The organism is Trinickia violacea (genome assembly GCF_005280735.1).
In the GTDB taxonomy this organism is placed as follows: domain Bacteria; phylum Pseudomonadota; class Gammaproteobacteria; order Burkholderiales; family Burkholderiaceae; genus Trinickia_A; species Trinickia_A violacea.
This window is the reverse complement of record NZ_CP040078.1, coordinates 1,890,184-1,913,765: the sequence shown is the minus strand read 5'-3', so window position 1 is coordinate 1,913,765 and position 23,582 is coordinate 1,890,184. Positions and strand designations below refer to the sequence as shown.

General features: G+C 61.4%; 25 protein-coding genes. 15 read left to right on the top strand and 10 right to left on the bottom strand.

Annotated features, from left to right (window positions below; translation table 11 throughout):
- The first annotated feature begins 503 nt into the window (after positions 1–503).
- The gene (locus FAZ95_RS30760) at positions 504–689 is read left to right on the top strand and encodes a hypothetical protein (protein WP_137336202.1); all 186 of its coding nucleotides are present in this window, start codon (positions 504–506) and stop codon (positions 687–689) included.
- A 106-nt stretch (positions 690–795) separates the two neighbouring features.
- On the opposite strand, the gene FAZ95_RS30755 is transcribed toward FAZ95_RS30760, so the two are convergent.
- The 6 genes from FAZ95_RS30755 to FAZ95_RS30730 form a co-directional block, all read right to left on the bottom strand.
- Positions 796–2,136 (bottom strand): type II toxin-antitoxin system HipA family toxin, encoded by a 1,341-nt coding sequence (locus FAZ95_RS30755; RefSeq protein WP_137336201.1) that lies wholly within the window; start codon positions 2,134–2,136, stop codon positions 796–798.
- 3 nt (positions 2,137–2,139) lie between these two features.
- The gene (locus tag FAZ95_RS30750) at positions 2,140–2,403 is read right to left on the bottom strand and encodes a helix-turn-helix domain-containing protein (protein WP_137336200.1); all 264 of its coding nucleotides are present in this window, start codon (positions 2,401–2,403) and stop codon (positions 2,140–2,142) included.
- 206 nt (positions 2,404–2,609) lie between these two features.
- Positions 2,610–4,007 (bottom strand): amino acid permease, encoded by a 1,398-nt coding sequence (locus tag FAZ95_RS30745; RefSeq protein ID WP_254700005.1) that lies wholly within the window; start codon positions 4,005–4,007, stop codon positions 2,610–2,612.
- A gap of 235 nt (positions 4,008–4,242) precedes the next feature.
- Complete coding sequence (locus FAZ95_RS30740) at positions 4,243–4,698, bottom strand: universal stress protein (protein WP_137336199.1); 456 nt, start codon at positions 4,696–4,698, stop codon at positions 4,243–4,245.
- 307 nt (positions 4,699–5,005) lie between these two features.
- Positions 5,006–5,701: a DNA alkylation repair protein gene (locus FAZ95_RS30735; RefSeq protein WP_254700003.1), complete on the bottom strand. Its 696-nt coding sequence runs from the start codon at positions 5,699–5,701 to the stop codon at positions 5,006–5,008.
- 64 nt (positions 5,702–5,765) lie between these two features.
- Positions 5,766–6,863 (bottom strand): NAD(P)/FAD-dependent oxidoreductase, encoded by a 1,098-nt coding sequence (locus tag FAZ95_RS30730; protein ID WP_137337680.1) that lies wholly within the window; start codon positions 6,861–6,863, stop codon positions 5,766–5,768.
- A 271-nt stretch (positions 6,864–7,134) separates the two neighbouring features.
- Between FAZ95_RS30730 and FAZ95_RS30725 the strand changes: the two genes are divergently transcribed.
- Positions 7,135–7,542, top strand: a complete 408-nt coding sequence (locus FAZ95_RS30725; protein WP_137336197.1) for a GreA/GreB family elongation factor — start codon at positions 7,135–7,137, stop codon at positions 7,540–7,542.
- Positions 7,543–7,719: 177 nt separating this feature from the next.
- Here the strand turns inward: FAZ95_RS30725 and FAZ95_RS30720 are convergent, their stop codons facing one another.
- Positions 7,720–8,844 carry a porin gene (locus tag FAZ95_RS30720; RefSeq protein ID WP_137336196.1) on the bottom strand — a complete coding sequence of 375 codons (1,125 nt, stop codon included), beginning with the start codon at positions 8,842–8,844 and terminating at the stop codon, positions 7,720–7,722.
- A gap of 486 nt (positions 8,845–9,330) precedes the next feature.
- On the opposite strand from FAZ95_RS30720, the gene FAZ95_RS30715 reads away from it, so the two are divergent.
- The 8 genes from FAZ95_RS30715 to FAZ95_RS30675 all read left to right on the top strand — a co-directional run bounded on the left by FAZ95_RS30715 (position 9,331) and on the right by FAZ95_RS30675 (position 17,119).
- Positions 9,331–9,942 carry a YXWGXW repeat-containing protein gene (locus tag FAZ95_RS30715; RefSeq protein ID WP_437437750.1) on the top strand — a complete coding sequence of 204 codons (612 nt, stop codon included), beginning with the start codon at positions 9,331–9,333 and terminating at the stop codon, positions 9,940–9,942.
- A gap of 249 nt (positions 9,943–10,191) precedes the next feature.
- The gene (locus tag FAZ95_RS30710; RefSeq protein ID WP_137336194.1) at positions 10,192–11,052 is read left to right on the top strand and encodes an MBL fold metallo-hydrolase; all 861 of its coding nucleotides are present in this window, start codon (positions 10,192–10,194) and stop codon (positions 11,050–11,052) included.
- Between the two features lie 59 nt (positions 11,053–11,111).
- Positions 11,112–12,347, top strand: coding sequence for an NAD(P)/FAD-dependent oxidoreductase (locus FAZ95_RS30705; RefSeq protein ID WP_137336193.1), 1,236 nt, complete (start codon positions 11,112–11,114; stop codon positions 12,345–12,347).
- A 267-nt stretch (positions 12,348–12,614) separates the two neighbouring features.
- Positions 12,615–13,166: a hypothetical protein gene (locus FAZ95_RS30700; protein ID WP_137336192.1), complete on the top strand. Its 552-nt coding sequence runs from the start codon at positions 12,615–12,617 to the stop codon at positions 13,164–13,166.
- Positions 13,167–13,475: 309 nt separating this feature from the next.
- A complete protein-coding gene (locus FAZ95_RS30690) occupies positions 13,476–14,081 on the top strand; it encodes a pyridoxamine 5'-phosphate oxidase family protein (RefSeq protein ID WP_137336190.1) in 606 nt (201 codons plus the stop codon).
- A 274-nt stretch (positions 14,082–14,355) separates the two neighbouring features.
- A complete protein-coding gene (locus FAZ95_RS30685; protein WP_137336189.1) occupies positions 14,356–14,715 on the top strand; it encodes a DUF3564 domain-containing protein in 360 nt (119 codons plus the stop codon).
- A gap of 389 nt (positions 14,716–15,104) precedes the next feature.
- The gene (locus FAZ95_RS30680) at positions 15,105–15,845 is read left to right on the top strand and encodes a response regulator (protein WP_137336188.1); all 741 of its coding nucleotides are present in this window, start codon (positions 15,105–15,107) and stop codon (positions 15,843–15,845) included.
- Complete coding sequence (locus tag FAZ95_RS30675; protein ID WP_137336187.1) at positions 15,842–17,119, top strand: ATP-binding protein; 1,278 nt, start codon at positions 15,842–15,844, stop codon at positions 17,117–17,119. Before FAZ95_RS30680 ends, FAZ95_RS30675 begins: the two co-directional genes overlap by 4 nt.
- A 203-nt stretch (positions 17,120–17,322) precedes the next feature.
- On the opposite strand, the gene FAZ95_RS30670 is transcribed toward FAZ95_RS30675, so the two are convergent.
- Entirely contained in the window at positions 17,323–17,742 is a 420-nt protein-coding gene (locus tag FAZ95_RS30670) for a MarR family winged helix-turn-helix transcriptional regulator (protein ID WP_137337679.1), read from the bottom strand.
- 454 nt (positions 17,743–18,196) lie between these two features.
- On the opposite strand from FAZ95_RS30670, the gene FAZ95_RS30665 reads away from it, so the two are divergent.
- The gene (locus FAZ95_RS30665; RefSeq protein WP_137336186.1) at positions 18,197–18,631 is read left to right on the top strand and encodes a universal stress protein; all 435 of its coding nucleotides are present in this window, start codon (positions 18,197–18,199) and stop codon (positions 18,629–18,631) included.
- An 86-nt stretch (positions 18,632–18,717) separates the two neighbouring features.
- Here the strand turns inward: FAZ95_RS30665 and FAZ95_RS30660 are convergent, their stop codons facing one another.
- Positions 18,718–19,311 carry an alpha-ketoglutarate-dependent dioxygenase AlkB family protein gene (locus tag FAZ95_RS30660; protein ID WP_137337678.1) on the bottom strand — a complete coding sequence of 198 codons (594 nt, stop codon included), beginning with the start codon at positions 19,309–19,311 and terminating at the stop codon, positions 18,718–18,720.
- Positions 19,312–19,524: 213 nt separating this feature from the next.
- Between FAZ95_RS30660 and FAZ95_RS30655 the strand changes: the two genes are divergently transcribed.
- From FAZ95_RS30655 to FAZ95_RS30645, 3 genes are all read left to right on the top strand, one after another.
- Positions 19,525–20,046, top strand: a complete 522-nt coding sequence (locus FAZ95_RS30655) for an O-methyltransferase (protein ID WP_254700001.1) — start codon at positions 19,525–19,527, stop codon at positions 20,044–20,046.
- Positions 20,043–20,699 (top strand): GntR family transcriptional regulator, encoded by a 657-nt coding sequence (locus tag FAZ95_RS30650; RefSeq protein WP_137336184.1) that lies wholly within the window; start codon positions 20,043–20,045, stop codon positions 20,697–20,699. Before FAZ95_RS30655 ends, FAZ95_RS30650 begins: the two co-directional genes overlap by 4 nt.
- A 150-nt stretch (positions 20,700–20,849) precedes the next feature.
- Positions 20,850–21,434 carry a malonic semialdehyde reductase gene (locus FAZ95_RS30645; RefSeq protein WP_137336183.1) on the top strand — a complete coding sequence of 195 codons (585 nt, stop codon included), beginning with the start codon at positions 20,850–20,852 and terminating at the stop codon, positions 21,432–21,434.
- 102 nt (positions 21,435–21,536) lie between these two features.
- Here FAZ95_RS30645 and FAZ95_RS30640 read toward each other — a convergent pair whose 3' ends face one another.
- On the bottom strand, positions 21,537–21,857 hold the full coding sequence (locus FAZ95_RS30640; RefSeq protein ID WP_137337677.1) for a hypothetical protein: 321 nt from the start codon (positions 21,855–21,857) through the stop codon (positions 21,537–21,539).
- 268 nt (positions 21,858–22,125) lie between these two features.
- Here FAZ95_RS30640 and FAZ95_RS30635 point away from each other — a divergent pair, with 268 nt between their 5' ends.
- A complete protein-coding gene (locus tag FAZ95_RS30635) occupies positions 22,126–23,289 on the top strand; it encodes a metallophosphoesterase (protein WP_137336182.1) in 1,164 nt (387 codons plus the stop codon).
- Positions 23,290–23,582: the final 293 nt, after the last annotated feature.

Below are 23,582 nucleotides of genomic sequence, written 5' to 3'. Positions count from 1 at the left end.
GGATTTCCGATCTCGTAAGCCCTATCGGTGAAAACGTGCGGTGGGTTAACATTTACGGGAATCCGTTACTCTAAATCGTGTTGTTTGCGCTAAGTCCGACACCTAGAATTCGTCGTATATAAGCAGCAAACAAAACGGGGATACGGGGGTTGCGCTGAAGCGGTGATGTGGCGCGAGGGGCAGATGGTGCAAGCCATTGCGGGTGTTAAGCGGGATAGCAGACATTGGGAACATCGGCCTGTGCGCGGCCGCACATTCCCGGCAAGAAGAAGCGCGAGAAAATACACAGGCGTGAAAATTACTTGCGATTCGATTTGCGAGATCAATGCATCCTTTATCGCACACGCAATTGGCGGCAAGCGCCAAATAATAATCAGCGAGGGGGGTGCCGACTGAGCTTTTGCCGCGATTCATTGGAATCGCGCCGATCCAAAAGCCATCAATGCCAAACGCTCAGTCGGCGTCGCAAAGCTGATAACCAACAGCCTGTTGGGGAGGCGAAAATGGACATTCTTGAAATTGCGACGAAAGCGGGCATGCAAGTCCTGGTGGACGCACGCATCGGCCGCGAAACGTATCACAGCGTGTGTGGCTCGCTGCCGGCACTGCAGCGTTTTGCCGATGCGGTTTGCGCGGCGATGCACGAGGAAGTGCCGGCTGCCGCTGCCAGCGACGAACAGCGGAAGTGACGCGCTCAGGGCGCACTTCGCGAGCAGGCGCCTTGGCGGCGTCTCGTCGGCGCTAGCTTGCTAGTGCCTGTTCACACCAATAACAGGCGCTAAGACATCCCCTGCTTCACGCCGGCGCCGCATCGAGTTGCTCGGCGCAAGCCTGCAAGCCCTTGAAAATCCGCTCGGCGACCTTGAGCGGAAACGCGGCCGGCAAGCGCGCCGCGACCGCCTGAATCACGCCGGGCGTCGCTTCGATCAAACGTGTGATGATCGGCTCGGCATCGTGTCCGTAGAAGCACTTCGGCGCCATCGCGTTGAAATGCCGGCGCTGAATCTCCTTCATCGCGTAGTGCTTGCTCCTGCCCTCGATCGCCATCGCGAGCTTCGCCTTGTGCCACGACCACTGGCTCGGCCCGTCGCCTTCGACCGGCCAAATCGACATCACGTCATAAAGCGGGGTCAGGCGGCAGCGCCCGCCCGGCAGCAAATGCAGGCTGAAATTCTTGGCGTGGCCATCCGGTGCGGCGAGCATCCAGAAGACGATCTGCGCCGCCACCAGCGTTTCGATGTCCGTCTCTGCGCGCTCCGAGCGGCGCAGAATCTGCGCGATATCGCGCATGCCCGGCCCGCCGTCGACTTCGTACTTCCGATACGGCGGCACGCCCAGCGCCTGGCAAAAATCCTCTTGCGGCAGGCGCAGCCACCACGCTTTCGACTCGTGCAGGCGGCGATCGAAGCGCTCGACGCTCAGCACTTTCTGCGCGCCGAATGTCTCGATCTCCGCGCGCGCCACCGGCAAGCCGTACGCCGCGAGAATCTCCAAGCACAACCATTCGTTTTCGACCGACGTGCTGAGGTCGGCCCGCTTGTTGCCGACGAGGCCGAGCGGCAGCTTGAGGATGTGTGTCGTCGGCGTCGCGCCGTGGGGCAGCATCCATTGGCCGCCATGCCACAGGAGCGCGGTCTTTTCCTGCGCGCCGGCGAGCGACAGACGGAATTCGTCGCCCTCGACGCCACTCGCGCCGAGCGCCCGCCCGCTGACGGTTTGCCCAAGTAGCGCTTCGACGTCCGTTTCCGTGAGCGGCGTGCCGCGGATGCTCGCGACGTCGTGCGGCGCTTCCTCCTCGTCGAGCAGCTGCACCGCCCCGACGCAATCGCGCCCGATCGCTTGCAGCAAGTCAAAGGTATCGGCCGACGCTGTTCTGAAACGGCTCGCGATGCGTGCGCGGATCGCTTCGCTATCCGGCAGCAAATTGTCGAAATAGTTGAGTACCGCGTCGCCGCGCAGCGGCAGGTTGTTCGGGCTGTACGGCAGCGACAGCGACAGCGGACGCCCTGCCGGCGACGCGAGCCACGCGTCGTCGTATTGCAGCTCCATGGGGCCACGCGGGGGAATCCGCCAGACGCCGATCCGGGTGCCGTTCGCCCAGACGGAAAGCGCCCGGGTCAGCGATTTGCGGCCCATCGGCTACCACTCGCTCGCTGAATCGCGCAGTTCGAACGTCGGGTGCTCGTCGCTCACCTGCAGTTCGAGGCGGTAGACGGCCAAGAGCGCGAACAGTTGCGTGACGGTGATCGTGCCGGGATTCAATTCCATCGTGGAGAGCCGGCTCTGGCTCACACCGACTCGCGCGGCAGCTTGCGTCTGCGTCAAGCCTGCGGCCCGCCGGGCGGCGGTGAGGATGGTGCCGAGTTGATCGGCAGTGGCGAGGAGTTGTTGCACGGCGGTCATCCAGAGCGCGAATAAACGCAGTTTATGCCCCAAACAAATAAACGTCAAATATCCGCAAAACAGATAAAATGATTTTATTCGTTTGCCAGCTAAACTGCGTTTGCCTCGCTCGGAACCCAGACCTCGCCCGTCACCGGAATGCCGCGCACGCGTACATGGCGAACGCGATCATGCCTAGCGTCGCGACACGCCGCCAACAAGCGTTCTTACTGACCTGCCTGACCCGCCGCCCGCGCCATGCCCTCTGACGAACGGCGCTTCGCCAAATAGCCGACCCACATCACCACGAGCCAGACCGGCACCAGCCAGACCGACACGGAGAGCCCGGGCGTCATCGCGAGAATGACGAGCACCATCGCCATATACGCGATGCAGATCCAGTTCGTGAGGGGAAACCAAGGCGACTTGAACACCAGTGTCTCGCCGGCGGCGAGCATCGCTTTGCGCGACTTCATATGCGTGAGGCTGATCAACGACCAGTTCAGCACCAGCGCGGCGACGACCAGCGCCATCAACACCCCGAGCGCTTCCGCAGGAATCAGGTAATTGATGATCACGCAGGCAAAGGTGGCGAGCGCCGAAAGACCGATCGCCAAATAAGGCACGCCGCGGCGGTCGACCTTCATCAGCACGCGCGGCGCGTTGCCCTGCTCCGCCAGACCGTAGAGCATGCGGCTGTTCGCATACACGCCGCTGTTATAGACGGAAAGCGCGGCGGTCAGTACGACCACGTTGAGCACATTGGCCGTCAACCCGGCGCCGATCTCCGAAAAGATCATCACGAACGGGCTGCCGCCCTGAGCCACTTGATTCCACGGATACAACGACAACAAGACAACGAGCGAGCAGACGTAGAAGATGAGAATTCGATAGATCACCTGATTCACGGCTTTCGGAATGCTCTTGCGCGGATTGTCCGCTTCGGCCGCGGTGATGCCGATCAGCTCCAGCCCACCGAACGAAAACATGATCACGGCGAGCATCATGAAGAGGCCATGGAAGCCATGCGGAAAGAAACCGCCGATGCTCCACAAGTTGGTGATCGACGCCTGCGGTCCGCCACGCCCCGAGATCAGCAGATAGCCCCCGAACACGATCATGCCGATGATCGCGATCACCTTGATGATCGAGAACCAGAATTCCGTTTCGCCGTACGCCTTGACGTTGGCCAAATTGATCGCGTTGATGGCGACGAAACAGACGAGCGCGGACAGCCACGTCGGCACGGCCGGCCACCAGAAGTGCACATAGGTGCCGACCGCCGTCAACTCGGCCATGCTCACGAGCACGTAAAGCACCCAATAATTCCAGCCGGACAGGAAGCCGGCGAAGTCGCCCCAGTATTTATGCGCAAAGTGGCTAAACGAACCGGCTACGGGCTCCTGTGCAACCATCTCGCCCAACTGGCGCATGATCATGAACGCGATCAGGCCGCCGATCGCGTAGCCGAGAATCATCGACGGGCCTGCCGCCTGCAGTACGCTCGCCGAGCCGAGGAAGAGTCCTGTGCCGATCGCGCCGCCGAGCGCGATCAATTGGATATGGCGGTTTTTCAGGCCGCGTTTGAGGCCGTCTCCGTTTTGCTGTGTTGTTGGAATAGTCAAAATGCGCCCTACGGTTGCGAGATAGACAGCTCGGGACAGTCGGGGAGTTGCCCGGGCAAAACGAAAATTATACTTCCCGCACTATCTCGCTATTTCGCTATCGTCCAATCTTTGGATACGCGCTCCTTTACTCCAAAGCACCGTGCATTGGGCATTGCTGTTGGGCATGGTTCATTGCGCCCGCACTTACGCGGGCGCAATGCCCTCATCGCTCGCCTCGGCGTTCGGCTTCCGGCTACGACCGCGGCGTTTCCTTGACTAGCAGAAGCGGCACGGTCGTCTCGCGCAGCAGCGATTCCGCAACGCTGCCGAGCAACAGACGCCTCATTCCGGTGTGGCCATGGGTTCCCATCACAATGAGTTTCGCGTCGAATTCCTCGGCGGCACGCGTCAGCACCTGCGCGATGCTTTCGCCGTACGAATCGATTGCCCGCACGTTGCCGGCCACACGCTTAGCCGCGAACAATTCGCGCGCTTCGTCGAGCGCTTTCGTGGCCGCATCGGCAGCCGCCGAGCTCGTCCGGTTATCTTCGACGAAACCGCCTCCGATATCGACCAGTTGAGGCGAATGCGCCACGACGCACACGGCGAGCACCTCTGCGCGCATCGCTTCCGCGAGCTTCGAAGCCTCGTCGAGCGCGAGCCGCGCCGCTTGGCTGCCGTCGACCGCCACCATGATTCGTTCGTACATGACACTCTCCCGGGCTTGCGCCTGCTTTCGTTGAAGGGATTGCGCAACCGTTGCGGCGCGCAGAATGTTCAGTTTGAAAGTTGCACCGCCTTTGCACATTGACTCGAATCAACTGTCCGTGAGGCACCACGGAACCGCGCTCGAAAACCGCAGGCAAACCCGCGCGTTACACGCGACGCGAATCCGTGGGACTCGTCTTAAAGGATAGCTTCTGCAGCCGGTTCGGTATCGGCGCACGCATCGATTCGTCTGCGCAACATGTGGCAGCGAATGTGTAGCAGCGAATCGGCTAAAGACCCGAAACGACTCACCCCAAGCGCGACAGATTCTTTCCCGCTTCTCTCACGCTAAGCGGCGACAGCACATCGCGCATCTCGTCGAGAAACTGCCGAATCGCTTGCGGGTCGTGCCACGCGTAGTCTCGCAATGCCCAGCCGATCGCCTTGCGAATGAAGAAATCGGTCTCCGGCGCGAGTTCGCGCGCGTGACGAAATAGGCGCGGGACATCGGTTTCGTCGCGCCAGCCCAGTTGATGCAGCATCGCGATGCGGCGGACCCACAGGTTCTCGTGCCCCAACGCGCGATCCATGTGGATCTGGCAAGCCGGGTCATGCTTTCTGTCCGCCCTGACCACATCGCCGACAACGCCCGCAAGACCGTCCACCGAATCCCACCAGGACTTTCGCTGCGCGAGCGAAAGCAGCGCCGGAAGCTGCTCGAGCGTCAACGCTTTCCAATGACGCGCGAGCAGGTCGACTGCCACGTATTGATATTCACGCTGTGGCAACGTCCATAAGCCCTCGGCCAGCTCGATGAGCCGGGCCGCGTCGACGCCCTTGAGTTCGCGGAGAATCGGCAGCACGGCCGCACGCCGTTGCGGCGTCGGCACGCCCAGGTAGTCGAACTGGTCGCGCATATAAGCCCGCATGGCGACAGCTTTTTCCGCGTTTGCAAGCGGCGCGAGTGCCGCGCCGACGCGCTGATTGAATGACGCTGCGGTCACGTTGCGAAACCTCCCGAAGATGGCTGGCAGACAAGACTGCGACGATACCGCGGTGAGGGGCGGATCAGCGCTCAGGCAAATCCGCCGACGGTGCCTCGGTGCCGAGAATGCGCGCCGACAGCTTCGCGTCATAGCTCGAATGGACGTGAACGCGCTTCTTGTCCGGATAGGCATAGCCGTAGGCTTTGCGCAGCGCGAGCGACGCCTCGTGGAACCCCGACAAAATCAGCTTTTGCTTGTTCGGATAGCCAGCGATATCGCCGACCGCAAAAATACCGGGGCGCGACGATTCGTAGCCGCTGGTGTCGACGATCACGCGTCCCGCACGAATATCGAGCTCCCAGTCCGCTATCGGACCCAGATCCGCCACCAGACCATACAACGCGATCAGATGATCGGCCGGCAGGGTGACCGCTCCGCCGATCTGCTTGATATCGACGGATTCGAGCGCGCCGCCCGGAGCCTTGAGCGCGGCGAGCGTGCCGATCACGATGTCGAGTTCTCCGTCGGCTGCCGCACGCTTGACCTCCTGCACCGTCGCTTCGGCCGCTCGAAACGCGTCGCGCCGGTGCACGAGCGTCACATGCCGCGCGACTTTTCGAAGCGCGAGCGCCCAGTCGAGCGCGGAGTCGCCGCCACCCGCGACAATCACGTTCTGACCGGCAAACGCGGCAACCTGGCGCACCGCGTAGTGCACGTGACGCCCTTCCAGCGCCGGCGCCTCATCGAGCGCAATGCGTTGCGGCACGAAAGCGCCGTTGCCGGCGGACAGCAAGATCGCCGCGGCATCGAACTCGAGCCCTTGATCGGTCACGACGGTCCAGCGTTTGTCGTCGGCGCGTTGCGTGACGCTTCGCACCTGTTGTCCGAGATGAATCGGAAACCCGAACGGACGGCACTGCTCCATCAAACGCTCGACCAGCTCGCGCGCCGTGCACACGGGCACGGCCGGAATATCGAAGATCGGCTTCTCCGGATACAGCTCGATACATTGCCCGCCGACTTCCTTTAACGCGTCGACGATATGACACGACAAGCCGATCACCCCCGCTTCGAACGCGGCAAATAGTCCCACCGGGCCGGCGCCGATAATCAGCACATCGGTGCGCAACGGGGTGGATTGGGCGGCGACCGGGTCAGCGTCGGCGAAAGGGGCGTCAATGGGCAAAGTCGTTTCGCTCACGTCATTTCCTCGATAACCGGTTGAACACACTCTCAACGATACCCGGTAATGAGAAACAAGCCCGCAACGCCAGATTTGACACGGTTGCGAGCAGGGTCACACCGCGATCGAGGCGTAGACGCTCGCGGATACCGCCTCTCGCGTGATACCATTCCTTACATTCCCCTTTATTTTTACTTTCGCATTTGGCAGCGCGTGCGCGGTCGGCTTCTGCCCGCGCCTGTTCGCCGCCATTGCGCCCTATCCGATCATGAAAAAGAAGACTTGCTACCTTACCGAACTCGACGTCACGCGCCTTGAAAAGCACGCTGCACAGGCAAGCCCGCAGGCTGGCTATCTCGACATGCTGGATGAACTGATGGAACGCGCCAGCATCGTCGATTCGCGCGAAGTCTCAGCCAATGTCGTCACCATGAACTCGAAAGTGACCCTCGTCGACAAGGACACCGGTGAGCCGATGACATGGACCGTCGTCTATCCGCCCCAGGCCAACTTCGAAAAGGGTCAGTTGAACGTGTTTTCTCCGGTGGGCCTCGCGTTGCTCGGCTCCAAGCGCGGCGACATGATCCGCTTCACCCCGCCGAGCGGGCAAGTGAAGACGCTGAAAGTCGATCAGATCGTGTTCCAGCCGGAAGCGGCGGATGATTTCACGCTTTGATTTCACGCTTTGAGGTACGAGTGCCGCGGCGAATCTCCAGCCGCGGCGCCGAGATCGCCAAGAAGAGAGATCGCGCGTTAAAGAGATCGCGCGTTAAAGAGCTCACGCGCAGAACGAAAAAAGGGTGCCGCGTCCGGCACCCTTTTTTCATACTACTGACAACCCCGCCGCGTCGCTTTAGAAGCGGTGACGCAGGCCGACCGTTGCTGCGGTTTGGTTCGGCGAGGTCGACGACAGCGTCGATGAATCGCCGTTGTAGATCGATGCGAACGCCGCGTCACCCATTGCGTGTTGGAACACGACCTGAGCGTACACGTCCGTGCGCTTCGACAGCGAGTAGTCGGCTTGCGCACCGATCTGGTGGAAGCGCGTGCTCAAGTCGGAACCACCCACGCCCGCCTTTTCCTGCGTGAACGTGTACGCGAGGCCCAGACCCAACGCCGGAGTCAAGTTGTACTTGCCATTGACTTCGTAATTGTTCTGGCGAAGCGTCAAGCCACTCAGGGCCGAGGTGTTGTCGACACGAACTTGCGTCCATGCCGCGCCGACCGACGCCGGACCGAACACGTAGCCGGCGCCTACACCATACTCACGTTGACGATAGGTATCGCTGGAGAGGTTCCCATCAAACGTGGCACCGAACTTAGTAGCGTTCGGGTTATTCTGCTGAGCGAATGCGCCGCCGATGCTGAAGCCTTGGTATTGATACGACACGCCACTGCTATAGGAGCGGTTATTCGTGAAGTTCGTGTCGTTCGAGAAGCTGTAAGTGCCGCCGAACTGGAGGCCCGCGTAATTGGCACTCGCGAACTTGATGGTGTTGTTCGAAGCGAAACCACCATTCGTGCTCAGATTGTCGAAGTTGCCTGGGTGGGCAAAATACGTACCGCCCCAAGTACCCGTTGCAGTGAACGGCGCGAGATAGTCTTGCACGGCGTCGTACTGCCGGCCCAGCGTCACCGTGCCGTAGCCGCTCGACAGTCCAACGAACGCTTGACGGTTGAACATACCGCCGTTGTTGGCAAGCGCACCGTTCCCAATGTTAAAGCCGCTTTCGAGGGTGAAGATCGCCTTCAAACCGCCACCCAGGTCTTCCGAACCGCGCAGGCCCCAGCGGCTTTGGTCGATGCCGCTGCCCATGCGCCACAGCGACTTGCCATCAGTCGCGCCTAGCGCCGGAGCAACATTGCTCTGATACGTAATACCCGTATCCAGCACGCCATACAGCGTGACGCTGCTTTGTGCGTGAGCTGCGACAGCAAACGAAGCGGAAACGGCTGCCACGATTAGGTTTTTTTTCATGTGAGACAAGCTCCCTTAATAAGACTGGCCTTGCGACCTTGTTATAAAAAGACGGAGGCATCACTCGAAACGACCACTTACAGTGGTCGTTCAGATTCTTATCAACCGCCTTACGAAGACCGAGTCTACGTGCCAGCCTTACACGAAGCATACATACATCATGCAATACATTTTTTCGCCTACAGAAACAATAAAGAGAGGCACCCCACATAACCAATTGTTTTCAAATGATTTTCCATCATCTCGCGAGCCCTTCCGGGGACATGCAACGCTTATCTCATAGCATTACAATCTGCCTTCTAGTTGTAAATTAACAACTAAACGTTAATAAAATTGTCTCGAAAATAGCGTCATAGCACTCAAAAAAAGGCGTCACACGGCTAAAAATTATCCGCACTCCGAACAAGACAGGCTGCCTGCTTGCAGCGAATTGCGTTTGAATTTATCGGCGTGCTGAGTGTCATTAGATGTCTGCGTTCGACAGACATGAGGGGTCGCACGGTATATTTCGTCGCTCGCGAACGCCTCCGACCGACACGCCCCGAACCCACTCGACACTCGCATACCGCCGAACGAAGGACGCGAGCCGTTTCGCCGTACCCCGGCTGCTTTCCGCGCTTACCCTTCGTCGCGCCCAACAGTCAAAGGAGCCCTATGAATCGACGCGCATGCCTGCAACGCCTCGCCATGGCCGCCGCGAGCCTGCTGTCCGGCGTCAAAGCGCTGGATGCACTCTCACAGCCCGCACCGCCACCGCCGCCAGGATCGAACGGCGGCCCCTATCCGCCCCCCTCCGGACCGGGCGGAAAGCCACCGGGTATGCCCCCGGCACAGCCCGTTCCTGGCGGGCCGCAACCTCGGCCGGCTCCGGGCGGCCCGGGCCGGCCCCCGCCGCCGCCTCGTCACGAACGCCGTCCGCCGCCTCCGCACGCTCACGGCTATATCTGGACCAATGGGCATTGGCGCTGGCACAACGGCACCTATGTCTGGGTGTCTGGCCGCTGGATCAGCGGCCGGAAAGGATGGCGTTGGGTGCCCGGCCGCTGGGTGAGGTCCGGGCCAGGATGGGTGTACATCGAAGGCTATTGGGCTCGCTGATGCGCCTGCTGGTCGTCGTGCGCCGTGGGCCGGCAATATGGCCGCCGGCGCACCGAGCCGCCGCCGTCCTTGCGCCTCAGCCCACGACATCGCCCGCCCTCGTCTTCTCATGCGTGACCGCCGGCCGCCGCGGCGCATCATGGTGCGCCGCGGCGTCACATTGACTACCGCCACTGCGACGGTCCGCTTAACATAGACTCTCGCATCCCCCACCGCACGCCGCGCGACTGATAATCAACAAGGCTCGCCATGAAACCCCAGATTCAGGCATTCCACGACTCCGCGACGGCGACCATCAGCTATGTCGTCCATGCGGGCCCCGGCACCCGCTGCGCGATCATCGATTCGGTGCTCGACTACGAGCCGCATTCCGGCCACACGTCGACCGTTTCGGCCGATCGCATCGTCGACTACGTGCGCGAACAGCAGTTGCAAACCGAGTGGCTGCTCGAAACGCATGCGCACGCGGATCATTTGTCTGCCGCGCCGTATCTGCGAGAAAAGCTGGGCGGCTCGATCGGAATCGGCGAACACATCTGCTCGGTGCAGAAGATTTTCGGGCCGGTCTTCAATTTCGAGCCGACATTCCGTCCCGACGGCTCGCAGTTCGACCGTCTGTTCACGGCCAACGAGACGCTGCGCGTCGGCGAGCTCGAGGCCACCGTGCTCCACGTGCCCGGACACACACCCGCAGACGTGGCGTTCATGTTCGACGGCGCAGTGTTCGTCGGCGATACGCTCTTCATGCCGGACGTCGGCACCGCCCGCTGCGACTTTCCCGGTGGCGACGCCCGCACGCTATACGCGTCGATACGCTCGCTCCTGGCGATGCCGGACGAGACCGACCTCTATATGTGCCACGACTACCCGCCCGCGGGGCGCGGCGTCCGCTGGCGGACCACAGTCGCCGAGCAGCGCGCGATGAACATCCACGTGCGCGACACCATCGCCGAAGCCGACTTTGTCGCCATGCGAACGGCGCGCGACGCAACGCTTGGCAAACCCACGCTGATCATCCCTTCGATTCAGCTCAATATCCGAGCAGGCGTTCTGCCTGAACCCGAGAGCAACGGCATCCGCTATCTGAAAACGCCGTTGAACGTGCTATAGCACGCAATTCATTACCATCGACAATCCATAACAACATGCAGGTAACCCATCTTGCTTCAATGAACGCGGCAGCCCGAGCCGATTCATTCGATATCCTTATTGTTGGCGGCGGCGCTGCCGGTGTCGGCGTGGCAGCGAGCCTTTTGCGCCGCCAGACCGATCTCAAGATCGCCATCGTCGAGCCGAGCGACAAGCATTATTATCAGCCCGCCTGGACGCTCGTCGGCGGCGGCGCTTACGACATCCAAAAGACAGTCCGTCCAACGGCATCGGTTATTCCGCAAGGCGCCACCTGGATTCGCGCGCGTGTCGCCGGATTCGCTCCGCACAGCGATTGCGTGCAGCTCGACGACGGCCGTGAACTGGGCTATCGCCAATTGATCGTCTGCCCCGGCCTGGAGCTTCGCTGGGATCAGGTCGACGGGCTCGAAGCCACGCTCGGCAAGCATGGCGTGACGTCGAACTACCGCTTCGATCTTGCGCCTTATACGTGGCAACTCGTGCGTTCAACACCAGCAGGACGCGCGCTCTTCACGCAACCGCCGATGCCCATCAAGTGCGCGGGCGCACCGCAAAAAGCGCTCTATCTCGCCTGCGATCATTGGCGTCGCAAGGGCCTGCTCGAACGCATCGATGTCGAATTCAACGTGGCTGGGCCCGTGCTCTTTGGCGTCGCAGCGTTTGTGCCTTCGCTGATGAAGTACATCGAACGCTACGATACGAAGCTCGCGCTCAATTCGAATCTCGTGGCCGTCGACGGACCGAACCGCATCGCTTCGTTCGATGTGAAAGATGCCGACGGCAAGGTCTCCCGTGTCGACAAACCGTTCCACATGCTGCATGTCGTGCCGCCGCAAACGGCGCCCGGCTTCATCCGCGCCAGCGCTCTCGCCAATGCCGGCGGCTGGTGCGAAGTCGATCCGGCGACGCTGCAGCATCCCCGCTATCCGAACGTGTTCGGGCTTGGCGACGTGACGTCGACGCCAAACGCAAAGACCGCCGCGGCAGTACGCAAGCAAATCGTGGTGGTTGCGCACAACATCCTCGCGGTTCGTAACGGCCAGCGGATGCCCGCGCGCTACGACGGCTACGGCGCGTGTCCACTCACGGTCGAGAACGGCAAAGTCGTGCTGGCTGAGTTCGGCTACGACGGCAAACTGCTACCGACCTTTCCCCTCGACCCAACGGTACCGCGCCGACTTGCCTGGCAGATGAAGACCGTGCTGATGCCCTGGCTTTATTGGAACGGCATGCTCAAGGGGCGCGAATGGCTGACGCGTACGAACGCCATCTGACGCGCGACGACTAGTCGATAGACGCCAATGTGCTTCGTCCCACTGGCGATTCACGCCAAAGATGGCGGATGACGCCGATACTCTCTTGATCGCGGGCCTAGGAGCGGCGGTATCCTGTCTGCAGGCTACTTGGCGGACCGGGGCGGCCCGCATGGGACGACCCATATGGGGCGGCCTGCGTGGCCCGATGCCAGGACGCGCGTCTCGAAACGTCCGTCGCCGCTTCGCCTCGAGCCCTTCCGCTTCGGCTAAGGGAGTAGAAAAACGATGAGTATCCGCATTTCCGCCTGCGCCTGCATCGCACTACTGACGATCAGCGGGACGGCGTTAGCGCAACGGCCTGTGGTTTATCCTGCGCGCAGCCAGAGCCCGGCGCAGCAAGCGATCGACAACGCGCTCTGCTACGGCCAGGCAAATTCTCAGACCCATATCGACATGGCCCGCCAGCCGCAGAAGCCGACGCGCACGACGCCGATCAACTTCGCCGCGGACGCGGGGCACGGCGCGTCGGCGCCGCCGCTGCCACCCGGCATCGCCGCAAGCGGCGCACACCCGGCGAGCGGTGCGGCAACTGCAAGTGCCGCCAGTGGAGCCGCATCCGGCACCCCAATGGCAGCCGCTTCCGACGCAGCCGCTGCGTCAGGCGCGGCATCGTCGACGACGCTCGCGCTCGGTCCCGCGAGTGCTTCAGGCGCGCTGGGCGCTTCGGGCGCGAGCGGCGTTCAGATGCCGCCGTTGCCGCCGCCGGAGCCGCCGATGACAACCTACTGGCGCGCATACGGCGACTGCATGCAAGACCGGGGGTATGTCGTCCGCTGAACGACGGGAACCTGTTCATCGTGGGGCAACGCGATCTGCCGGAGCGGCGGAGCGGCGGAGCGGCGGAGCGGCGGAGCGGCGGAGCGGCGGAGCGGCGGAGCGGCGGAGCAGGAGATCAGGATGCCGCGATCCGCAAGGCCTCTGTCAATGCGGTCAAGTAGCGCCAGCGCGGCGTCCGTCCGCGAAATAGGGTTCGACTGCCCAATTGCAACGCGCAATCGAAGATATACAAAACACAATATTCCGCGTTGTGTATGCAAAATACCAAGCACAATATCGAGCCGATCCCCCCATTCACGGACGAACACCATGCTGACAAGCGTCGAGCAATTGGAAGCGATTTACGGCACGCCAGGAGAGCGCGCAATCTGGAAGGAAATCCCCTATCTGAACGAGGACTACCGCGCGTTCGTCGAGGCGTCGCCCTTCATCGTACTGGCCTCGGCCGGGCCCGACGGCACGGATTGCTCGCCGAAGGGAGACGCTCCCGGGTTCGTGAGAATCATCGACGAGCGCACGCTCGCGATTCCGGATCGGCCCGGCAACAACCGCATCGACAATCTGCGCAATATCGTCATCGACGGACGCGTGTCGGTGCTCTTCATCGTGCCGGGCGTCGGCGAGACGCTGCGTGTCAACGGGCGCGCGACCGTTTCGAACGATGCAGCACTGCTCGAATCGTTCGAAGTGGACGGCAAGCTGCCGCGCACGGCGATCGTCGTCGACGTCGAAGCGGTGTACTTCCACTGTTCGAAGGCGTTGGCGCGCTCCCGTCTATGGGACCCCGAGCGGCACATCGAGCGCTCGAAACTGCCGAGCGCAGGACAAATGCACAAGCGGCTCGCTAGTCGCGACTTCGACGCACAAGCCTACGACAAGGATTTAGCCGAGCGGCTGCCCAGAATGCTTTACTGAGCGGGTGGAATCCACGGCGACGAGAGTGCGTCGCTCGCGTTTGAAACCGTGAAATTCGCGCCTACCTCGGTAAATCTTTCGGCAGCGCATCGTCGTGCAACCGGCAATTAGGTAATGAAGGGGACTGACTTCATTAAGCGTCCTCGTCATCGCCTCTAGGCCCATACCATGCCTCGCGCCGCAGCAGGAAGCCGTAGTTTTGTGAGCTTGAATTCATTCGTCTGCGATCTAGACTGTTAAATCACGCTCTGCGGATTTTTATGGAGGACATGAAATGCGTCTGACCATTCTGATTAACGGTTCCGATCCCACCGTGAATCACGATTACGCCGTGCTGTGGCTCGACACGGACGAGCGAGTTTGGTCGAGGGAATCGCACGATGGGATCGATCTTCCGCCTTGGGGCGAAATGCGCGACGAAAACGGTGTCACCACACTGTGCGCCCCGAGCGAGGACGCACCTCTGTGCACGTTGCGCGGACTGCATGTCGATCGCCACCAACGCGTCTCGACCGCGCATGGCGCCGCCGCCTGGTCAAGCGTCGAAAAGCACACCCCGATGGACGGATTCTGGCGCCTGCAAGCTGTCGATCGCCAATCCGTTTCTGCAGAAAACAGCGTGTTCCGGCGCTAAAGCGCTGCTCACGAACATCGCAAGTCGCACCGCTCAAAGCCACCAGCGCCCGAGCTTCAGGAACACGGCCAGTCTGACGACGATCCTCGTCGACTCGGCCGTCCACTAGTTCACCCACCCCGAATGTCAGGCCAGTCGCAACTCTCAGAGCCCGTGCCTGCCCGCTTCCTTGACAATGGTTGACAGTCGCCTTTTCCGACTGTGGCTAGACTTGAGTCGTGAGGCAGAGGACCGCCCACGTGTGCGCTCTTAAGCCCGCTTGATAGCGGGCTTTTTTTCGCCGATTCTCGGACGGCGAACGGCCACTTCTTACCGCTTCGTTCGTTATGTAAGTATCAGTAAGAAAACAATTCCTTTTCCGTCACGCACGCCGATCTAAAATCCGGCCCATGAATACACAGGTCCTCATCGTCGACGACGATCCGGTCGTGCGCGATCTTTTGTGCCGGTTCCTCAAAGAAAACGGCCTCGATGTTTCCGTACTGCATGACGGTAGCAATTTGCGCCGCCGCCTCGAGCGCGAGCGGCCATCCGTTGTCGTGCTCGATATCATGATGCCGAACACCGACGGCTTGCGCGCGCTCGCGAATCTGCGCGCGGCTGGCGACGATATTCCGGTGATCTTCGTCACCGCGCGGGGTTCGGTCGCCGATCGCATCGTCGGTCTCGAGCTCGGCGCGGACGACTACATCACGAAGCCCTTCGATCCACGTGAATTGCTGGCGCGCATCCATACCGTGCTGCGGCGCCGCGGCCCGGCATCGACCAGCGCACCGGAAGCACGCGACCGGTTTCGCTTCGGCCCTTTCGAGCTCGACTTCGCAACGCGCGCACTGCTGCGTGACGGCGCGCGGCTCCCGCTTCGCGACAGTGAATTCGCGCTCTTGAAGATCTTCGTCAATCATCCGTATAAGGTGCTGTCGCGCGTGCTGATACACGATCTCGTGCACCACGACGAACTCGCGTTTCGCGACCGCAGCCTGGACGTGCCGATCTGGCGCCTGCGACGCATCATCGAAGACGATCCGTCGAACCCGTGCTACGTGCAAACGGTGCGAGGCAAAGGCTACGTGTTCGTGCCGGACGCCAATCCCTCGCACGCGATCACCGAGGCCGTGTCTAACGCATGAAGAACCCGTTGAACACGCTATTCGGCAGAATGGCGTTGCTCTCAACGGCAGTGCTTTTTGCAGTTCAAGCTGGGTGGTTCGCATTACTAACGACACAGCCGACACGTCATGAAGTGGACGGCTTCGCGCGCGGGTTGCTGCTCGTGCTGCAAGCCGCCAACGGTGAAGAGTCGACCAATGTGGAGCTTGCCCCTGCATTGCGCGTGCATCTCGTGCCCACCTGGAACATGCCGGCTGCCGTCCAGTTGCGCGAGCCGTCCAGTGCGCCGTTCGTCGACTTGGTCCAGCATCTGCGTACGCGCTTGCCCACCGGCACACAAATCGCCATCGACGATGCTCATCCGCCGCGGTTGTGGGTGCGCTTCCCCGGCAGGTCGGCCTGGATCGTCGCGCCGATCGATATCCCGCCGCGTCCGAACTTCGTGGTCGAAGCCCTCTCGATGCTGTTTGCCGCGCTGCTCTTGTCGCTGCTTGCCGCGTGGCAGATGCAGCGCCCGCTCACGCGCGTCGCCGATGCGGCCCGTGCCTTCGGTGACGGCGCGCGCCCGCAGGAAGTCAATGAACGTGGTCCGCGCGAATTGCGCGATCTGATCCACTCATTCAACGACATGATGCGGCGCCTGAACGAAGCGGATGCCGACAAGGCCGTCATGCTGGCCGGTGTCGCTCACGACCTGAAAGCGCCTCTGACAAGACTCAAACTTCGCGCAAGCGTATCGGTCGCCGAAGAGGAGCGCTCGGACTTCATCCGCGACATCGACTCGCTGACCCATATCGTCCAGCAGTTTCTCGAGTTCGCCGGACAAACCACCGATTCCGGACCGCCCATTCCCGTCGACGAATTCCTGCGTGAGCAATTCTGCGTATCCGACGAAGACACGGGCGAAACGTCGTTATTCGAGCTCTCGCTTATGGCGGGCCCCGCCTTCCTGTTGCCGCGCACGTTGGTCGACCGGCTCGTTACGAACCTTGTCGACAACGCGCTCGAACACGGCATGCCACCCATTGAGATCTCGACGTCGCAAACGGATAAAGAGTGGATCATTTCCGTACGCGACCATGGCGACGGCATCGCGGAAGAGAAAGTCGAACTGGCGATGAAGCCATTCGTGCGGCTCGATTCGGCACGCGGCGGCGAAGGGCATTGCGGCCTTGGGCTCGCGATCGTCGCGCGACTCGCGCAAGACCACGGCGGACGCTGCGACATATCGAACGCCGGCGACGGTGGCCTGCAGGTCCGCATCTTGTTGCCCATCGAGCACGCGCGTGCGTGATGCATCGCTTCTCGCGCGCTTGATCGGTGCCATTGACGATTCTGCTTACCGATCATTACCGGCGCCCCCTCGCACGCTAATCAACGCGTATATTCGGCCCTGGCTATCTCGAGGCCAACCCTCCTAGGCCCGCTCGGCTTTCATGTCGACGGGCCGTTTTTTTTGCCTAGTCGATCGCGCAGTGAAATTTGAAGCGTTTGTGGCTAGTCTTCGATCAGCTTGCTCGCAAGCGCATAGATCTGCTCGTCAAGCGCCTTGACATGACGCTTTCCGGCCCGGCGATAGAGTTCCTCCTGTGCCGCCTTCCAGTCGCTTTCACAAGCGCGCAGCAGCGCGACGCCCTTCTGCGTGAGCATCCAGAAGCGCATGCGTAGATCGTCGCCCGCCTCTGCCGCGACCAAGCGCTTGGTTCGCAGCGTCGCAAGCGTACGGCTCAAGGTCGTCTGATCCAACAGCAGTTCGTCTGATAGCTGCGTCGTGCTGACGGGCTCGTCGCGATCCAGCGCCATCAGGATCGTGAACTGCGTGATACGGATGCCATGCTTCGCCAACTGAGCATCGTATAGCGACGTAACGGCGCGCGCGGCCTGACGCAGCGTGCCGCAATGACATAGCAACCGCAACGGCGGTTCCGACATGGTGCCCCTCTCGTTAGACGGAAATCGCATCTGGCGAGATGCGGTGCGACTGAAAACCCACGGCTGAGCATCTTTTGGTTCTTTGGAAGACCGCCAAGGATGAGGGCATTTTACATGCATATACATGAATATCGCCTGCCGGCGTAAGCAGAAGCGCGGGCATTGGCCCATCGGACACCGACTCGAAGACGGCAAGCGCTGCGTCACGAGCTAGCGTCCGAACCCAGCTGTCAAACTGCCGGTCGGCCTATTGTTATGCGCATAAACTTTTTAAAAAGTTTTAATACCGAGACCGTTGGCAAAGCACTCAATATTTACATCACGTTTACACCATCACTCGCTTTCTTTAGGCCAGCCCTACATACGATCCGATAGCCTATCGACATGCCCGTCACCGCTCGCTTTCGAGACCAGCCCTCGGCGTGAGGGAGAGAAAATCATGTTGAAAATACTAGTGCCGGTTAGTCGCTCGACGCGTTCGCTTCAAGCCGTTCGGCACGCGGCGTTTCTCTACAGTGAACGATGTGCGTCAGAAATCGTGCTTATGAACGTCCAGCCGCCACTCGAATCGACTCGCCTCGAAGCGTTCTACCCCCTCTCCAAGCTGCGCTTCCTCGAAAACTCCTACGCGCACGCGGCACTCGATCGTGCGGAGCACATCCTCAAGGACGCCGGCGTCAAATATTCCGTCACGATTCAGGTCGGACCGCTGGTCCCGACGATTGCGGAATGCGCAGAAAAAACCGGCTGCGATGAAATCCTGCTGGCCGCGCCGCGCAACGATCCGCTGCATACGGTCTTCAATTTCTTTAGCCACAGCGTTCTGGCACGCTTGGTCAGGATCTCGCGAGTACCGGTTACCGCCGTGCGCTAGTGCGGAATTAAGGCCCACGTGTATTCAGGAGCCAGCGGAGCGCAATCGAAAATTTGCAGGCTTGTCGCCCGAAAACGTGGCGTCAGCTAAGAGCGCGGGCTTACGAAGCGGAACGTCAAATTGATACGCTCGCCGCGGACACTGGGCTCCTTCGGCACGCGGTGGCGCCATTCCGCCTGAGTGCGTCCGCGCATCACGAGCAGGCTACCGCCCGTCAATTGAAAAGACTGAACCGCCCCAGTCTTGTTATGGCGCAGGTCAAACCGGCGCGCGGCACCGAGGCTCACTGACGCGATTACAGGTTCCGCGCCCAACTCCGGCTCGTGGTCGGCGTGCCATCCCATGCTGTCGTTACCGGTTCGATAGCGATTCAAAAGCACGCTATTGAAGCGCGCACGGCTAACGGCTTCCGCGGCGCCCTTGAGTTCCAGAACGGTCGGCGTCCACGCAAGCGGCGTGTTGCGTATGCCCGAGTACACGTAGACCGCGCCGGCGTCACCTTGCCATGCGGTCAGACGCGGCAACGGCGTGAGCCCCGCAGGGGTGTACATGGTGTCCTGCTTCCACTCCACCTCGGCAATGACGTGCTCGAGGATGAGCATCGCCGCGTCCGACGACAACCAATTCGGATACCAATCGACATCAGGCTGCGGAATATCACCAAAAATGTCATCAATCATCGCTTTCATGGGCGCATTCCGGTTGTGAAAGTCATTGTGTCACGTTAGCCAATTGTTGTTCACCTGTCGCCCTCTATCACGTATCATGAAACACGAATCCTGAATTAAGAGGAAGATATTGTGCTAACCGCTGAAATCGAAGCCGTGCTTCGTGAATTGGAAGCACACGGTGCGAGCGTCGACGCCACCGCGACTGACCGCGAGCAAAAGCTATTGAACCTCGAACGCCCTACTGCCGAGTTGCTGTTTCTTTTGGTGACGGCAAGCGGGCGCAGACGCGTACTGGAAATCGGCACATCGAACGGCTACAGCGCGATCTGGCTTGCCCGGGCGATGGCGAAAACCGCCGGCGATCCGATTGCCACGATCGAACGAGACGCGGCCAAGGCCGCTCAAGCGCGCGAAAACCTGCGCCGCGCCTGCGTCCAGAACTACGCGCAAGTTATCGAGGGCGACGCGACGCAATGTTGTGCCGCTCTCGATGGCCCGTTCGACTGCGTCTTCTTCGACGCGGATCGAATCAGCGCCCCGTCCCAACTCGAACTCCTCCTTCCGAAGCTGACCGACGACGTGCTGCTGATCGCCGACAACGCCCTATCGCACCCGGAAGAAATCGCCGGCTATCTGGCCGCCGTCAATGCACTGCCGCGATTCGACGCAACCTTGATTCCGGTAGGCAAAGGATTGCATGTTGCATACCGTCGACCGCATACCAAAGGGGCCGTTTGGCAATGACCGCCGCACCGCAAAAACTCAGGCGCTCGACGCTCGCCGTCGATGCCTACGTCGCCGTGCGCGACCTGCTGCTTGACGGCGATCGTTATGCACCGGGAGACAAGATCAGCGTCGAGGAACTGGCAGGGGACCTGGGCGTCAGCCGATCGCCGGTGTGGTCCGCCGTGGCGCGCCTGGAAGCCGAGGGGATCGTCGAAGTCACGCCGCGGCAAGGCGTTTTTTTGATCGCATTCGAACCCGCACGGCTTGCCACGGTGTTCGAAGCGCGCGAAGCGTTGGAAGGTATGGCGGCCCGGCTGGCCGCGCGCAGGATCAGCTCGGACGAACTCGCGGCGCTGGCGGATTCGATCGATCGCCAGTCGACTGCCATTCAGGAGCAAAATCGGACGGCCTACGATCAGGCGAACCTGCAGTTCCATCACGGATTGCTCGACGCCGCGCAAAGTCCCGCGATCAAGAAAACCCTGTCGGCGCTCTATGCGCAGACTCGCGCGATGTGCGGAAAACGCGCCACTAGCTTTGACGAACTCCAGGCGAACCGCGACGAGCACGACGCCATTCTCCGCGCACTTCAGGCTCGCGACGAAGAAGAAGCCGAGCGCACGGCCCGTCGCCATGTCGCCGAGCTGCTGAAGAAACTACTGCAGTCGTAGCCCGGAGCGCCAGCAAGCCCCCCGCTCGCCGGTTATCATCCAGGCACCGAGCAACGCCGCTTGCCGGCGATCCATAGCTTTAATCGCAATGACATCGGCGGCCACCGCAGCCGACAACCTCCGCCTCAACTTCCGCTCACCCCTCGCGCCATGACGCTCTCCGATACCGCCCTCGATCAACTCTTTCGCAACGCGCGCACCCACAATGACTGGCTGCAGAAGCCGGTCGACGACGCGCTTCTCAAACAATTGATCGACCTCGTCGTGCTCGGACCCACGTCTGCAAACTGCAGCCCCGGCCGCTTCGTGTTCGTCAAGACGCCGGAAGCCAAGGAAAAGCTGCGCCCCGCGCTGTCGGCGGGCAATGTCGAGAAAACGATGGCCGCGCCAGTGACGGTCATCGTCGGCATGGACATGGCGTTTTACGAGCATTTGCCGAAGCTCTTTCCCCACGCGGATGCGCGTAGTTGGTTCGCTGGCAATGACGCGGCGATTTCGGCCACCGCGTTTCGCAATTCGACGCTGCAAGGCGGCTACCTGATCCTGGTGGCCCGCGCGCTGGGACTCGACGCCGGCCCGATGTCCGGCTTCGATTCGGCAAAAGTCGACGAGGCTTTTTTCGCGGGTACGACCGTGAAATCGAATTTCCTCGTCAATCTGGGATACGGCAACCCGTCGAAGCTGTTCGAACGCAGCCCTCGCTTCGCATTCGACGAAACCGCAAGAATCGTCTGACCGATGCAAAGCGGCGCCCTTGCGCGTGCGTGCCAACACACACGCGCAAGGGCGCCGCTTCATCCATTCGTCAGCGAGCGTAGCAGCGCGCTGCAGCCCGGCTTACATCAGCAACGCGATATAAAAAACGAGCGCTCCAAGCAACGCGCCGACGAAGCAAAAGCCTTCGCCCCGCTCGTCGCCACCGGATCGCAGCCAGGCGCCGGCCGCGCCGAACAGCCCCGCGATGCCTAGCGCGGCGAAGACCATGACGACGTAAAACAGCACGTCACGCGAGATATCAAGCATGTCAAGACGGCGCACGCCGAAATAAACCGCTAGCGCCATCAAAGAGAGCCCCACCAGCGGCAGCATCACATGACTGCCTTCGTAGCCGACGTGGTGTTCGCGATGCGGATGGTCCGCAAACCTGATTATCTTCATCATTCGCCTCCTTCCATCGTGCCCGTCAACTGCAGCGGTGGAACCGAACCATGAAATCAATAGTTTAGATCAGCATTCGCGCGGAACAATCCGCTTCGGCGTAAAAATCGGCAGCCCGGACAAAAACAGCCGTCGTGCGCGGTCGGCGCACCAAATCGGCCGCCGACGGCGAAAGCGTTCTGTCTGTAAAATGACTCGGCCACACCCAAGGAACGCTGCAAAGCGCAGCGCCGCCTTGCGGGCCTCCCTTTTCTCTCCCTCTTGCCCTATGCGTCGCTCAGGCTTTTTTGTCCGTGCCATCGGCATCGGCGTTCTGCTGCACATCTATGTCGGCTTGCGGCTCATTCCCGAGTTGCCGGTAGGCCCCGTGCTCCGTGGGCTCGCGGCACTGTGGCTCGTGTTGTCGTGCGGATTGATTCCCGCCGGTATGCTTGCCCGCACGCTCGAGCGCCAGCCGCTCGCCGACCGGCTCGCTTGGATCGGTCTGCTTACGATGGGCTTCTTCTCGTCGCTGCTCATGCTGACGTTGGTTCGCGACGTTGCGTTGGCATCCCTTCTGACCATCGACGCGCTTTGGCCGCACACGGTGCCGCTCGCCCGCTGGCGGATCGACTCCGCCGCGATGGTGCCGCTCCTCGCGCTGCTGTCGACGGCGATCGGGTTTATCAACGCTCGCCGACGCGCGCGCGTCGTCACCGTAGACGTACCGATCGAAAGCTTGCCCGCCGCACTCGACGGCTTCACGATCGTTCAGATCAGCGATATCCACGTCGGCCCGACGATCAAACAGCGCTACGTCGACGCGATCGTCGATGCAGTCAATCGGCTCAAGCCGGACTTGATCGCGGTGACAGGCGACGTCGTCGACGGCAGCGTCGCGCAGCTCTCGACCCACACCCGCCCGCTCGGACGTCTCAGCGCTCGATACGGCGCGTACCTCGTCACCGGCAACCACGAATACTATTCGGGCGCCGACCAATGGATTGCCGAATTCGAGCACCTCGGGTTGCATGTGCTGATGAACGAGCATGTCGTCCTCGATCACGATGGCGCGCGGGTTCTGATCGCGGGCGTGACCGACTACACGGCGGGGCACTTCGACCCATCGCACCGCAGCGACCCTGTCGCGGCGCTCGCCGGTGCGCCCGGCGACGTCAGGGTGCGCGTGCTGCTCGCGCATCAGCCGCGCACCGCGCCTGCCGCCGCGGACGCGGGATTCACACTCCAGCTGTCCGGACACACGCATGGCGGGCAGTTCTTTCCGTGGAATTTCTTCGTTCGGCTACAACAGCCGTTTACGGCGGGACTCGCGCGCCTCAACAACCTGTGGGTCTACACGAGCCGAGGCACAGGCTACTGGGGACCTCCCAAACGTCTTGGGGCGCCGTCGGAGATCACGCGGCTGAGGCTGGTGGCGGGCGCCGCGGCCTGACTCGAAGCAAGGAGTACGCGATTTCTTGCTTACCCGTATTTCTTTTGGACGCACTTCTTCAAATGTCTCACGCGTTCTGCGCAGTGCAGCAATTTCGAGTTGACGCTCGCGTCGGCAACTGCCTAAAATTTCGCTATTCTCAATTTTTGAGGTCCGCCGCCTTGGACAGCAGCAGTAGTCGATCCTTACTTGGTCTCACCGCCTGAACGGCAAGTCCCGCGCCAGTTTTTCTCTCTGCCGCCGTCTTGCCAACAGGCGAGCGGTGCGCGTCGCAGTTCGCTGCACCCCTGTGT

Bases quoted from the DNA above. Each gene is read 5' to 3' on its own strand.
- FAZ95_RS30760 (WP_137336202.1), top strand. From the start codon at position 504: ATGGACATTCTTGAAATTGCGACGAAAGCGGGCATGCAAGTCCTGGTG.
- FAZ95_RS30755 (WP_137336201.1), bottom strand. From the start codon at position 2,136: ATGGGCCGCAAATCGCTGACCCGGGCGCTTTCCGTCTGGGCGAACGGC.
- FAZ95_RS30750 (WP_137336200.1), bottom strand. From the start codon at position 2,403: ATGACCGCCGTGCAACAACTCCTCGCCACTGCCGATCAACTCGGCACC.
- FAZ95_RS30740 (WP_137336199.1), bottom strand. From the start codon at position 4,698: ATGTACGAACGAATCATGGTGGCGGTCGACGGCAGCCAAGCGGCGCGG.
- FAZ95_RS30725 (WP_137336197.1), top strand. From the start codon at position 7,135: ATGAAAAAGAAGACTTGCTACCTTACCGAACTCGACGTCACGCGCCTT.
- FAZ95_RS30720 (WP_137336196.1), bottom strand. From the start codon at position 8,844: ATGAAAAAAAACCTAATCGTGGCAGCCGTTTCCGCTTCGTTTGCTGTC.
- FAZ95_RS30715 (WP_437437750.1), top strand. From the start codon at position 9,331: ATGAGGGGTCGCACGGTATATTTCGTCGCTCGCGAACGCCTCCGACCG.
- FAZ95_RS30710 (WP_137336194.1), top strand. From the start codon at position 10,192: ATGAAACCCCAGATTCAGGCATTCCACGACTCCGCGACGGCGACCATC.
- FAZ95_RS30705 (WP_137336193.1), top strand. From the start codon at position 11,112: ATGAACGCGGCAGCCCGAGCCGATTCATTCGATATCCTTATTGTTGGC.
- FAZ95_RS30700 (WP_137336192.1), top strand. From the start codon at position 12,615: ATGAGTATCCGCATTTCCGCCTGCGCCTGCATCGCACTACTGACGATC.
- FAZ95_RS30690 (WP_137336190.1), top strand. From the start codon at position 13,476: ATGCTGACAAGCGTCGAGCAATTGGAAGCGATTTACGGCACGCCAGGA.
- FAZ95_RS30685 (WP_137336189.1), top strand. From the start codon at position 14,356: ATGCGTCTGACCATTCTGATTAACGGTTCCGATCCCACCGTGAATCAC.
- FAZ95_RS30680 (WP_137336188.1), top strand. From the start codon at position 15,105: ATGAATACACAGGTCCTCATCGTCGACGACGATCCGGTCGTGCGCGAT.
- FAZ95_RS30675 (WP_137336187.1), top strand. From the start codon at position 15,842: ATGAAGAACCCGTTGAACACGCTATTCGGCAGAATGGCGTTGCTCTCA.
- FAZ95_RS30665 (WP_137336186.1), top strand. From the start codon at position 18,197: ATGTTGAAAATACTAGTGCCGGTTAGTCGCTCGACGCGTTCGCTTCAA.
- FAZ95_RS30660 (WP_137337678.1), bottom strand. From the start codon at position 19,311: ATGATTGATGACATTTTTGGTGATATTCCGCAGCCTGATGTCGATTGG.
- FAZ95_RS30650 (WP_137336184.1), top strand. From the start codon at position 20,043: ATGACCGCCGCACCGCAAAAACTCAGGCGCTCGACGCTCGCCGTCGAT.
- FAZ95_RS30645 (WP_137336183.1), top strand. From the start codon at position 20,850: ATGACGCTCTCCGATACCGCCCTCGATCAACTCTTTCGCAACGCGCGC.
- FAZ95_RS30640 (WP_137337677.1), bottom strand. From the start codon at position 21,857: ATGAAGATAATCAGGTTTGCGGACCATCCGCATCGCGAACACCACGTC.
- FAZ95_RS30635 (WP_137336182.1), top strand. From the start codon at position 22,126: ATGCGTCGCTCAGGCTTTTTTGTCCGTGCCATCGGCATCGGCGTTCTG.